Annotated in this window: 12 protein-coding genes; 3 read left to right on the top strand and 9 right to left on the bottom strand. The window is 58.2% G+C overall.

Translation table 11 applies throughout. The features are described 5' to 3' along the window. Nucleotides 1-87: 87 nt before the first annotated feature. Genes trpC through FHL07_RS21525 form a run of 3 tightly spaced genes read right to left on the bottom strand, consistent with a single transcriptional unit; the run spans nt 88 to nt 2573 of the window. The gene (gene trpC / locus FHL07_RS21515) at nt 88-924 is read right to left on the bottom strand and encodes an indole-3-glycerol phosphate synthase TrpC (protein ID WP_095019506.1); all 837 of its coding nucleotides are present in this window, start codon (nt 922-924) and stop codon (nt 88-90) included. Next, the gene (trpD, locus tag FHL07_RS21520; protein WP_094999950.1) at nt 921-1970 is read right to left on the bottom strand and encodes an anthranilate phosphoribosyltransferase; all 1050 of its coding nucleotides are present in this window, start codon (nt 1968-1970) and stop codon (nt 921-923) included. Before trpD ends, trpC begins: the two co-directional genes overlap by 4 nt. Nucleotides 1971-1979: 9 nt before the next feature. Then, complete coding sequence (locus FHL07_RS21525; RefSeq protein WP_094999949.1) at nt 1980-2573, bottom strand: aminodeoxychorismate/anthranilate synthase component II; 594 nt, start codon at nt 2571-2573, stop codon at nt 1980-1982. Between the two features lie 398 nt (nt 2574-2971). Here FHL07_RS21525 and estP point away from each other — a divergent pair, with 398 nt between their 5' ends. Continuing rightward, on the top strand, nt 2972-4903 hold the full coding sequence (estP, locus tag FHL07_RS21530) for an esterase EstP (protein WP_138738900.1): 1932 nt from the start codon (nt 2972-2974) through the stop codon (nt 4901-4903). A 48-nt stretch (nt 4904-4951) separates the two neighbouring features. Here estP and trpE read toward each other — a convergent pair whose 3' ends face one another. From trpE to rpe, 3 genes are all read right to left on the bottom strand, one after another. Beyond that, the gene (trpE, locus tag FHL07_RS21535; protein WP_095031835.1) at nt 4952-6433 is read right to left on the bottom strand and encodes an anthranilate synthase component I; all 1482 of its coding nucleotides are present in this window, start codon (nt 6431-6433) and stop codon (nt 4952-4954) included. A gap of 70 nt (nt 6434-6503) precedes the next feature. Further along, nucleotides 6504-7322, bottom strand: a complete 819-nt coding sequence (locus FHL07_RS21540) for a phosphoglycolate phosphatase (RefSeq protein ID WP_094999946.1) — start codon at nt 7320-7322, stop codon at nt 6504-6506. After that, nucleotides 7319-7993, bottom strand: coding sequence for a ribulose-phosphate 3-epimerase (rpe, locus tag FHL07_RS21545; RefSeq protein ID WP_016782414.1), 675 nt, complete (start codon nt 7991-7993; stop codon nt 7319-7321). Before rpe ends, FHL07_RS21540 begins: the two co-directional genes overlap by 4 nt. Before the next feature lie 323 nt (nt 7994-8316). Between rpe and FHL07_RS21550 the strand changes: the two genes are divergently transcribed. Next, the gene (locus FHL07_RS21550; RefSeq protein ID WP_095020431.1) at nt 8317-8775 is read left to right on the top strand and encodes an REP-associated tyrosine transposase; all 459 of its coding nucleotides are present in this window, start codon (nt 8317-8319) and stop codon (nt 8773-8775) included. A 156-nt stretch (nt 8776-8931) separates the two neighbouring features. Then, nucleotides 8932-9915 (top strand): alpha/beta hydrolase family protein, encoded by a 984-nt coding sequence (locus FHL07_RS21555; RefSeq protein ID WP_095031834.1) that lies wholly within the window; start codon nt 8932-8934, stop codon nt 9913-9915. 6 nt (nt 9916-9921) lie between these two features. Here the strand turns inward: FHL07_RS21555 and FHL07_RS21560 are convergent, their stop codons facing one another. From FHL07_RS21560 to FHL07_RS21570, 3 genes are read right to left on the bottom strand one after another with little or no spacing between them, the layout of a single operon-like run. Next, nucleotides 9922-10686 (bottom strand): DnaJ domain-containing protein, encoded by a 765-nt coding sequence (locus tag FHL07_RS21560; RefSeq protein WP_094999942.1) that lies wholly within the window; start codon nt 10684-10686, stop codon nt 9922-9924. Nucleotide 10687: 1 nt separating this feature from the next. Continuing rightward, on the bottom strand, nt 10688-11359 hold the full coding sequence (gene murU / locus FHL07_RS21565) for an N-acetylmuramate alpha-1-phosphate uridylyltransferase MurU (protein ID WP_095023275.1): 672 nt from the start codon (nt 11357-11359) through the stop codon (nt 10688-10690). Further along, nucleotides 11356-12381, bottom strand: a complete 1026-nt coding sequence (locus tag FHL07_RS21570) for an aminoglycoside phosphotransferase family protein (RefSeq protein ID WP_094999940.1) — start codon at nt 12379-12381, stop codon at nt 11356-11358. Before FHL07_RS21570 ends, murU begins: the two co-directional genes overlap by 4 nt. Between the last annotated feature and the right edge of the window lie 14 nt (nt 12382-12395).

A 12395-nucleotide genomic window follows, 5' to 3' on the forward strand; every position in this document is an offset into this window, starting at 1 on the left:
TTGCCCGCGATTCATGCGCCGTGGCCTGACAGGCAAATCGCACTGATGCTATCGCGAGCAAGCCCGCTCCCACAGGGGGGGATTGGGTCAATCCAGGGTCGAGCCCGTCACTGCAGTAGCACGCTCAGGGAAGAACAAGCGCTGCAGTTCATTGCCTGGGTTTTCGGCACGCATAAAGGCTTCGCCCACCAGGAACGAATACACTTCGCTGATTTCCATCAACTCCACATCCGCCCGGTTGAGAATGCCGCTTTCGGTAATCACCAAACGGTCACGGGGAACGCGCGGCAACAGGTCCAGCGTGGTTTCCAGGCTGACTTCAAAGGTGTGCAGGTTGCGGTTGTTGATACCCACCAGCGGTGTGTCGAGGGTTTTAAGCGCACGTTCAAGCTCATCGCCATCATGCACTTCAACCAGCACATCCAGCCCGACGCTTTTGGCAACAGCCGCCAGCTCGGCCATTTTTACGTCGTCCAGGGCAGAGACGATCAACAGCACACAGTCGGCGCCCAACGCCCGGGCTTCGACGACCTGGTAAGGGTCGATCATGAAGTCCTTGCGGATAACCGGCAAAGTACTCGCGGCACGTGCCTGCTGCAGGTACGCATCGGCACCCTGGAAGTAGTCGATATCGGTCAGCACTGACAGGCAGGTAGCGCCACCTGCCTGATAGCTTTTAGCAATCTCGGCAGGCACGAAGTGCTCGCGAATCACACCCTTGCTCGGCGATGCCTTTTTGATTTCAGCAATCACCGCGGGCTGTTTTTTCCTGGCCTGCGCCAGCAAGGCACTGGCAAAACCACGAACAGGATCAGCCTGAGCGGCCAAACGCTCAAGTTCAGCCAGGCTTACCCGCGCACTGCGCTCGGCAACCTCCTGAACTTTACGCGCCAGAATATTTTCCAGAACGGTTGGCACACTCATGCTTCATTCTCCTGCTTGAAAATCGCGGTAAAGGCGCCGAGCTCTTCGAGCTTTTCCCGGGCCAGCCCGGTATGCAGCGCGTCGTGGGCCAATTCCACACCTTCTTTGAGTGTGTAGGCAAGGTCCGCGGCGTACAGAGCAGCACCTGCATTGAGTACAATCATTTCAGCCGCTTTCTGGCCTGCTTCGGTTTTGCGCCGCCCCAAGGCATCACGGATCAGCTCCAGCGATTGCTCCGGGCTGTCGACCACCAGGCCAAACAGGCTTTGGCTCTTGATGCCAAGGTCTTCAGGCTGAACCCAATACTCCTTGATTTCACCTTTATGCAATTCCGCTACAAAGGTCGGTGCTGCCAGGCTGAACTCATCCAGGCCATCCTGCGAGTGCACCACCAGCACGTGCTTGCTGCCCAGACGCTGCAACACTTCAGCCAGGGGCCGGCACAGCGCCTGATTGAACACGCCGACCACTTGATGCAATACACCAGCCGGATTCGTAAGCGGGCCAAGCATATTGAACAGGGTACGCAGGCCAAGATCGCGACGAGGGATGGCCGCATGCTTCATGGCGCCATGATGGCATTGTGCGAACATAAAACCGATGCCCACGCTGTCAATGCAGCGGGCAACTTGAACCGGGGTCAGGTTCAGGTACACACCGGCCGCTTCCAGCAGGTCGGCACTGCCGCTTTTACCGGACACCGCGCGGTTGCCATGCTTGGCCACCGTGCAGCCAGCGGCCGAAATCACCAACGCCGAAGCGGTGGACACGTTGAAAATATTCGCGCCGTCGCCGCCGGTACCAACGATATCGACCACGCCGTCCAGGGTCTTGAGTTCAACCTTGTCTGCCAGCTCGCGCATCACGGTCACGGCACCGACGATTTCGTCGATGCTTTCGCTCTTCATGCGCATGCCCATCATGAACGCGCCAATCTGCGCCTCGGTGCATTGACCGGTCATGATGTCGCGCATCACATCACGCATTTCATCGGTGGTCAGGTCGAGGTGACCGACGATACGGTTCAGGGCTGTCTTGATATCCATTTGAAGTCCTTAGCGCGTGCCGCCGGTTTGTTTAAGAAAGTTGGCAAACAGTTCATGACCCTGTTCGGTCAGGATCGACTCAGGGTGAAATTGCACCCCTTCGATGTTCAGCGTCTTGTGGCGCAGGCCCATGATCTCGTCGACCGAGCCATCTTCAAGCTGGGTCCAGGCCGTCAGCTCCAGGCAATCCGGCAGGGTGTCGCGCTTGACCACCAACGAGTGGTAACGGGTCACGGTCAGCGGATTGTTCAGACCCTGGAACACTCCGGTATCGAGGTGATAAACCGGACTGGTCTTGCCGTGCATCACCTGGCGCGCGCGTACCACATCGCCGCCAAAGGCCTGGCCGATGGACTGATGGCCCAGGCACACGCCCAGGATCGGTAGTTTGCCCGCAAAGTGCTTGATGGCTTCAAGAGAGATGCCCGCCTCATTCGGCGTGCATGGACCGGGCGAGACCACAATGCGCTCGGGCTGGAGCGCTTCGATCTGGGCCACGGTCAACTCATCGTTGCGCACCACCTTGACCTCGGCACCCAACTCGCCGAGGTACTGCACAACGTTGTAAGTAAAAGAGTCGTAATTATCGATCATCAGCAACATGTTGCTAAACCTCTGAATTCACTGACATTCAAAACTGTTTTCAGAATGCATTACCCGCAGTTTCGATTGCTGGATTGAACACACCAACCGAGGGGTAGCCATTCAGGAAAACGCAGGGGGCAGGTCCGGCGAGGCCGGCAGAGAAATATTAGGCGCGCCAACGCCAACGGCCATGGGCCTTGAGAACTCGCATAAAGAGTTTGCTGATGATCAACACAGGAAGGGTCTCATTTCTACGTCATGGCACAGTAACGTAGCCTTGCAACAGGTGCAACACGGGGCAGCACATACGGGGAAAAACACCTGTTAAGTACTTTGTGACTTTGTTTTTCATGAAACATTTAATACAGATTGTCTTGCTAAGGTCTGTAACCCAAATAATAAAAACAGGTCGTCACATGCGCAGGTTTTCCCTAATTATCCCCCTGGCGGGATGTATCTTGTCCATCGTCAGTGAACGAGCAGTTGCAGCACCCTCCCCGTACTCCACCATGATTGTGTTCGGCGACAGCCTGAGCGACTCGGGGCATTATCCAGGGGTAGGCAGTGGCATGCGTTTCACCAATCTCACCGGACCGACATACAAGGAATACCGGGGTGAGGAATATGCTGGCGTTGCGCCCACTCGGCTGGGCATAAAACTGGGTATCGCACCCGCAGATCTGCGCCCGTCCACATCGCCGGGTAACTTTCTTACCGGGGAACCCGACGGCAACAACTGGGCGGTGGGCGGCTATCGCACAGACCAGATACTCAATTCCATCAAGACCGAGTCAAAGGTCGCCTTCCCGGATGACTGGGCCTTGGTAGGCGGCTACGTCCTGCGCAGCAAGCCTGGTTACCTTGTGCAGAACAGCTTCACGGCTGACCCCAAGGCGTTGTATTTCATTTCAGGTGGCGGCAATGACTTTCTCCAAGGCAAGGTCACCAACCCCGCCGAAGCAGGCCAAGCCGCACAAAGGCTGGCGGCAAGCGCCCACACCCTGCAACAGGCAGGGGCACGCTACATCATGGTCTGGCTGCTGCCCGATCTGGGCCTCACGCCAGCCGTTTACGGTACACCCACACAGGCTGGCACCAGCGCCCTGAGCGCTCTGTTCAATCATGAGCTAACCCAGCAACTGGCGCAGATTGACGCCGAGGTGATCCCCCTCAATATCCCGCTGCTGCTGCGTGAAGCCATCGCAGACCCCACCCGTTATGGCCTGGCACTGGGGCAGGACCTTGTCGCGACCTGTTTCAACGGCGAAGAGTGTACGGAAAACCCGCAGTACGGCCTCAACAGCGCAACCCCCAACCCGGCCAAACTGCTGTTCAACGACTCGGTACACCCCACCGAGACAGGGCAACAGCTGATTGCCGACTATGCCTACTCATTGCTGGCCACCCCATGGGAGCTGACCTTGTTACCCGTCATGGCCCAAGGCTCGCTAAACGCCCATCAAGACCAACTGCGTCACCAATGGGCTGGCGATAACGGCCATTGGCAAGCCGTTGGCCAATGGAGACCCCTGCTCGCCGGTGGCGGGCAACGCCTGGAAATCGACAAGCAGGCCACGTCCGTGAGTGCCGATGGCAAAGGCTACAACCTGAACATCGGCACCAGCTACAGGCTGGATGAAACCTGGCGATTTGGCGTTGCAGGCGGGTTTTACCGGCAACGCCTGGAGACCGGAGCCAATGAATCGGACTACAAGCTCAACAGCTATATGGGCAGCGTGTTTGCCCAATACCAGCACAGTCACTGGTGGGGTGATGCCGCACTGACTTTGGGCAGGTTGGATTACGACAGCCTAAAGCGTAAATTCGCGCTTGGTGTGGGTGAAGGCATGGAGCAAGGCCAGGCCGACGGACATCTGCGGGCATTAAGTACACGCCTGGGGTATGAAATCGCACAGGCTGCAGATCTGTGGCAGCTGTCGCCTTTTATCAGCGCCGACTACTCGCGGGTGGAAGTTAACCGCTATGAAGAAAAGGGCCGACGTTCGACTGCATTGAACTACGAAGAGCAGACACTGGTTTCAAAGCGCCTGGGCGCGGGTTTGCTTGCCAGTTACCAGTTGACCCCGCAGATCCGCGTGTTTGCTGAAGCCGCCCATGAGCATGAGTTCCAGGCCCGCACCCAGCGCCTGGACATCGCGCTCAACAGCCTGCCCAACAACCGCTTCAAGCTCGAAGGCTATACGCCACCAAGCAGCCTTGACCGCATAAGCCTGGGGTTCACCCGCACGCTGACCGCCGACCTTGTGCTGCAGGCGACTTATCACGTGAGAAAGAGTGATGGCGTGACGCAACAGGGCGCCAATATCGGGCTAAGCCTGAATTACTAAAACCTGTGGGAGCGAGCCTGCTCGCTCCCACGAAGTCTGCAGCAGGCTTTAATCCCGCGGGGTTTGTTCGGCCAGGGCCACGGCACGGAACATTGCTCGGCGCTTGTTCAGCGTTTCTTCCCATTCCAGGGCCGGGACCGAATCAGCAACAATGCCGCCACCGGCCTGCACATGCAGCTCTCCGTCCTTGATCACTGCAGTACGGATCGCAATCGCTGTATCCATATTGCCGTTCCAGGCGAAGTAACCCACAGCCCCGCCATACACACCGCGCTTGACCGGTTCCAGTTCGTCGATGATTTCCATCGCACGAATTTTCGGTGCGCCAGACAACGTACCCGCCGGCAGAATCGCCCGCAGTGCATCCATCGCTGTCAGCCCGCTTTTAAGCTGGCCGGTGACGTTGGACACAATGTGCATGACGTTGGAATAACGCTCGATCACCATTTTCTCGGTGAGCTTGACCGAACCGACTTCAGATACACGACCCGTGTCATTACGGCCCAGGTCGATCAGCATCAGGTGCTCGGCGATTTCCTTGTCATCACTGAGCAGGTCTTCTTCAAGCGCCAGATCAGCCTCTTCGGTTGCGCCACGCGGACGCGTGCCGGCAATCGGGCGTACGGTAATCAGATTGTCTTCAACCCGTACCAGCACTTCCGGCGAGCTGCCCACAACATGGAAGTCGCCAAAGTTGAAGAAGTACATATACGGCGTAGGGTTGAAGCAGCGCAGAGCGCGATACAGGTCGATGGGCGCAGCCTTGAAGTCGATGGACATTCGCTGCGAGGGCACTACCTGCATGCAATCGCCCGCAAGGATGTAGTCCTTGATGGTATCGACGGCTTTCTCGTAATCGCCCTGGGTGAAGCTGGAGCGAAACACCGGGTCAGCCGACTGCTGCGCTGTAAAGTCCAGGCCGCGACGCGGGGTAATCGGTTGACGCAGTTGTTCAAGCAGCGCCTCAAGCCGGGCCTGGCCTTCTTCATAAGCCTCAGGCTGAGCCGGGTCGACCAGCACAATCGCGTGCATCTTGCCCGCCAGGTTGTCGAACACCACCACGGCGTCCGATACCATCAGCAAAATATCCGGCACACCCAGAGGATCGGGGTTCGGGCACTTGCCCAGGCGTTTCTCCACATAACGTACGCAGTCATAGCCGAAATAGCCCACCAGGCCACCGTTGAAACGCGGTAAGCCGGCGATGGTCGGCACGTTGTAACGGGCCTTGAACTGCTCGACGAAGGTCAGTGGATCCTCAACCTCACAGGCTTCGATCTCGACACCGTCATGGGTCACGCTGACCTGATGATCATGCACACGCAACACAGTGCGGCATGGCAAGCCAATAATCGAATAACGCCCCCACTTCTCGCCGCCCTGCACCGACTCCAGCAAATAGGAGTTGGGCTGATCGGCCAGTTTCAGGTAGATCGACAACGGCGTGTCGAAGTCAGCCAGGGTTTCGCGTGCAAGGGGGATACGGTTATAGCCGGCAGCGGCCAAACGCAGGAATTCTTCGCGGATCATGAGGTGCCTCGTGGTCTGAGGGTAAAACGGTCAGGTATGCAAACGTGCCGACTGCGCGGCCAGATTCAAGTCAGGCGCGCCAACGCCAGCGGGCCAGGGCCTTGATGACTTTCATCCAGAGTTTGCGGGTGACCACCACGATGGAATCTCTTCGAGAGGGGGAAACAGAATTGCCCAACGTTATCTCAGGCGCAGATTCTAAGCAACCGGCTATCAGCTCTTGCAGGTTACCAATCACCATATCCGGTGACTCTTCTTCAATCGGGCGACCGTGGTTGTAGCCGTAACTCAGCGCTACGCAACGAACACCGGCAGCCTTGGCGGCCAGCACGTCATTTCGCGAATCGCCGACAAATATCGATTGCGCGGGAGTGGCGCCAGCCATTTTCATTACAAACAGTAAGGCGGCAGGGTCGGGTTTTGTCTGTGGCAGGGTGTCGCCACCGATAATCCAGCGAAAAAACCGTCCCAGTTTCAACTCATCCAGTAATGGCGCCACGAAGCGTTCGGGCTTGTTGGTGATCAGGGCCATTTCAACACCCTGCTTTTGCAGCCACTTGAGGCTTTCACGCACACCGGGGTAGACCTTGGTGTGTGCATGGCCACCATCGTAGGCTTCCATGAAAATTTCCAGTGCCTGTTCGGCCTCTGTGTCATCAACACCACTGCCGTCCATATTCCCGGCCAGGGCACGGCGCACCAGCATGGGCGCGCCGTTACCGATCCACAGCCGTACGTTTTCAATCCCGGCGGGCGGACGACCGAGCTTGAGCAGCATGGCCTCCACGGCAACGGCCAAATCCGGTACCGAATCAATCAGGGTGCCATCCAGATCGAACATCACCAATTTTGGCAGCTGCCCCTGGAGTAGCTGCTCAAAGCGGCTCATGGGCGGGCCAACGCAAGCTCGGCACGCATTTTCTGAATCACTTCTTCATAGTTTGGCGTGTTGAAAATGGCGGAGCCGGCGACAAAGGTATCGGCACCGGCTTCAGCGATTTCACGGATATTGCCAACGTTTACGCCGCCGTCGATTTCCAGGCGAATCTCGCGACCGCTGGCATCGATCAGGGCACGGGCTTCGCGCAGTTTGTTGAGCGTGCCGGGAATGAATTTTTGCCCGCCAAAGCCCGGGTTCACGCTCATCAGCAAGATCATGTCGACCTTGTCCATCACGTACTTGAGCACATCCAGCGGGGTGGCCGGGTTGAACACCAGACCTGCCTTGCAGCCGCCTTCGCGGATCAGTTGCAGGGAGCGGTCGATGTGCTGGGTCGCTTCGGGGTGGAAGGTGATATAGGTGGCGCCGGCTTCGATAAAGTCGCCGATGATGCGATCGACCGGGCTGACCATCAGATGCGCATCAATCGGTGCGGTGACGCCGTACTTGCGCAGGGCGGCGCAGACCATCGGGCCGATGGTCAGGTTGGGTACGTAATGGTTGTCCATGACATCGAAGTGAACGATATCAGCACCCGCGGCGAGTACGTTGTCCACTTCTTCGCCGAGACGGGCGAAATCGGCGGAAAGAATCGATGGGGCAATAGCGAAGGGCTGCATGACGCACCTTTTAGTGGGCTAAACACGGTGGCGCGCATTGTATACCGCTGGCTATGTGCCGCACACCGTAGCAGCGATGATTGGCCATTTGTAGCAGCTGCCGAAGGAACGAGGCTGCGTTCGGTTGCGCAGCGACCGTAAACCCTCAACCCCGGTTTTAGATGACACACCGTGTTGCCTTTTTTTACGACGGCTTCGCCGCCGAACGCAGCCTCGTTCCTTCGGCAGCTGCTACGCAAAGTGCAATATCCGGTTAAGTGTTCACTTTGATACTTGCCGATGGCTGATCTAGCGTTAGAAAAAAACAGACCGAGGGCAAAGGATTGCCAATTTCAAACAACGCTTGTCACCTGCGCACCGGGCGCTACTCCGAACCCGGCCACATATACCTGCTCACCGCCGTCACCGAGCTACGGCGACCCGTATTTACCGACTTCCATCTAGGCCGTCTTGTGGTGAACCAACTCCGGCATGCTCACGACGACGGCATCGTCAGGTCCATCGCCTGGGTGGTCATGCCTGACCACTGCCACTGGCTCGTAGAGTTACGTACCAAAACCCTGGGCGAGTTGATGTGCCGATTCAAGTCACGCAGCAGCATTACGGTCAATAAAGCATGCCGATCCAGTGAGCGAATCTGGCAAAGGGGCTATCACGACAGGGCTGTCAGACAGGAAGAGGACATTAAAAACATCGCCCGCTACATCATCAAAAACCCGATCCGCTCTCAACTGACCTCGCGGATCGGTGATTACCCCCTGTGGGATGCCTGCTGGATCTAGACCCGAGCCGTACGCATTTTCTCGCTACGCCCACGCAACCACACCAGGAGCCGATAACTCACAGAGAGCAAAAACATTTCATCTCAACCGTCATACCCTGACAAATACTGATCAACCCATTACGCTGCCGGTACTACTTCTGGCCTGGAATAACCGATGTTTTCTTATCGTCTGGCACTACCGGCTTTGTGCCTGTCGCTGATATTGCCGTTCGCCCTGCCAGTGCTTGCAGCCGATACCAAGCCCCAAGTCGAGCCAGAACCCGCAGTTCGCGCGCCCCTGCCCGAGCGCAGTCTGGAAGATGCGGCGGCCCTTGAGCGGCAATTGCCGCAACATGAGCAACAACAACTGCAAGCACCCAATGACAGTTTTCTCGCCCTGTGGAAGCCCGCAAACAGCAGCGCCCCCGAGGGTGCGGTCATCATCATCCCCGGAGCCGGTGAAACCGCTGACTGGCCACTGACCGTCAGCCCTCTGCGCAACAAGCTGCCGGACGCCAACTGGGCCAGCCTGAGCCTGAGTCTGCCGGACATGCAAAGCGAAGCCAGCCAGCCGCGCGAAGCCGAACCAGAGAAACCTCCTGCTGCAATTGCGACAGACAGTAGCAGCAAGGCAGCCACCACCACGGCCAAACCCATCGAGCAGGCCGCCAGTGACGGCACCGAAAGCACGGAATCCGAAGCGGCTCAAACCGGGCAAGACCTGGACAAGGCCGATGCCGAGCGCATCTTCGCCCGTATTGATGCAGCGATTGCCTTTGCCCAGCACCAGAACATGCGCACTATCGTTCTGCTCGGCCATGGTTCCGGGGCCTACTGGGCGTCGCGTTATATCAGTACCAAGCATCCTGCCCAGATCCAGAAACTGATCATGGTGTCTGCCCGCAAACCTGTGTTGGCAGAGCCGGACCTGAGCCAGTTGACCCCGGCCCTCAACGTGGCGCTGCTGGATATCTTCTATAAAGACCAACCCCTGGCCCGCGAAGCCGCCCTGCAAAGATTGCAGGCCAGCAAGCGAGCCAACGGGTCGAATTTCAAGCAGGTCGGATTGTTCGCCACCCCGGGCAACCGGGATGGTGAACAGGAGCAGTTGTTTCGCCGTGTACGCGGCTGGCTCAGCCCGCAACCTGTGGATAAGTAAACTGCGCTAAAAACCACGCCGTTCACGGATCGAGGCGTAGGCCTGGTGCAGTTCACGGGTTTTTTCCGTGGCCTCGCGCACCTGCGCCGGGCCCGCACCGCTGCCGGCAACCTTGTCCGGGTGATGACGACTGAGCAGGCGGCGATAGGCTCGCTTGATTTGCTCAGGATCACTGGCCTCGGTCACCCCCAGCAGAAGCAGCGCTTGCCGGTAGGTACCGCCACGGGTCGCCAGCGGTTTGGGCTGAGGCTCATGTTCGCCACCCAACACCAGAACCTGTTGGCGGGTCCAGCCCAGCCAGCCCCCCCAAAGCACTATCAGCTCACGTTCCTGGGGAGCCACCCGGCCATCGGCCAGGATCATTCGCCAGCAGGCACGCAATACACCTTCTGCCGCATGAGGCTGAGCCTTGAGCCGTTTCAGGTAACCGCGCAGCGAATCAGTACCGGATTTGCCACGGTTGAACGCGGCAATGGCACGCTTTTGCGCTGCAGGCTCCATATCGAGCTGACGCATTTCCAGCCGCGCCTGCTCGATATGCTTGCCCACCACCTGTCCGCCGCTTTTGGCCAGACGACCGAGCAACACAAACAACAACTCATCGTTGCGCAGAACCGGCCGGGCACCAAAACGCTCAAGCAGATCGGCCCAACTGTGCAGTTGCAAGCGCCGGTCGAGCGCCTGCCCCAGTAAAGCACCGAGCATGGCCCCCGGAATACTGGCTATGAAAAAGCCTGCTCCGGCTCCGATCAGAGTCCCTGGCCACAACATGCTAGCGCGCGTCCTTGATCAACGACTCGACCTCGGCCAGGCGCTCGTGCGTCCCTACATCCACCCAATGCCCTTGCAATCGCTCACCTGTCACTTGCCCTGCCGCCATGGCGTTACGTAATAGCGGTGCCAGTTTGAATGCACCCGCCGTACAGCCCCTGAACAGATCGGGGTGAAGCACGGCGATACCGCTGTAGGTCAGCGTATCGGCACCCGACATGCCATCTTGAACCTGTCCGCCGCTCAAGCTGAAATCACCGCTCGTGTGGTGTGCCGGGTTATCCACAAGAACCAGATGAGCCAGCCCGGTCAACGGCTGACGCAAGGCAGCAAACTCGTAATCGGTCCAGATATCACCGTTCACCACGGCAAAGGGGTCATCGCCAAGCAACGCCAGCGCCTGGAAAATTCCGCCACCGGTCTCTAGCGGTTCGCCTTCCGGGGAGTACTGGATGCTGACACCAAACTGCGAACCGTCGCCCAGATGATCTTCAATTTGCTGACCCAGCCAGGCATGGTTGATCACAATGTCGGTAAAACCTGCCGCGGCCAGCGCCCGCAAGTGGTACTCGATCAACGGCACGCCACCCACACGCACCAAGGGCTTTGGTGTATGCAGGGTCAGTGGCCGCAAGCGCTCGCCCTTACCGGCGGCCAGAATCATCGCCTTCATGCATCGACCTCGCTGACCAGCCCCAGACTGCTGAACAACTCACCCAGCTCTGCCAGCTCGGGACGTCGCGCCAGCACAGCTTCTATATAAGAGAAGAAGCGCGGTACATCGGCCAGATAGCGTGGTTTGCCATCGCGATGACAAATGCGGGCAAAAATGCCGATCACTTTCAAATGCCGCTGCACACCCATCAGGTCGCTGGCGCGCAAGAATTCTTCAAAATCGCGCTGCACCGGGATGCCCAACGGCAGCGCCAGCTTCCAGTAATCCTGCAGCCAGTTGCGCACACGCTCTTCAGGCCAGCTCAAGAAGGCGTCCTTGAACAGGCACGTAATGTCGTACGTCACCGGGCCATACACTGCGTCCTGGAAATCCAGCACCCCAGGATTGGGAATGCTGAGCATCAGGTTGCGCGGCATAAAGTCGCGGTGCACCAGCACTTTGGGCTGCGCCAGGGCACTGTCGATCAGCAGCGTACTGACTCGTTGCCAGACGGCCTGTTGCTGCTCATTGAAATCCACCCCCAGGTGAGCTCGCACGTACCACTCGGGGAACAGCTCCAGCTCGCGGCGCAACAAGGCCACGTCATAGCTGGGCAAAGGCTCGGTCATCGGCAATTGCTGAAAGGCCAGCAAGGCTTCAATGGCATCCTTGAACAACTCGTCGGCGTTGCTGCTGTTGATCACGTCCAGGAAGGTCTTGTTGCCCAGATCGTTGAGCAATAGAAAGCCGCGATCAAGATCCTGAGCGTAAATTTTCGGTACGTTAATCAGGCAAGTTCGCAAAAAATCAGCAATATCGACGAAAGGTTTGCAGTTTTCCTGGGGCGGCGGCGCGTCCATGACAACAAAACTGCGGCCCTCGCCCTCCCAGCGAAAATAGCGTCTGAAGCTCGCATCGCTACTGGCAGCAGTCAACGTGGCCGGGGGCACAGCTCCCCAACCCTCATTCTCGAACACGGTTGCCAGCTGCTCATCCAGCCAAACTTTCAGGTGTTGCAGGCGTACATCTTGGTCAGGCATTACAAGGGTCTCCG

The sequence above is a fragment of the Pseudomonas sp. FSL W7-0098 genome (assembly GCF_005930585.1).
In the GTDB taxonomy this organism is placed as follows: Bacteria; Pseudomonadota; Gammaproteobacteria; order Pseudomonadales; family Pseudomonadaceae; genus Aquipseudomonas; species Aquipseudomonas bubulae.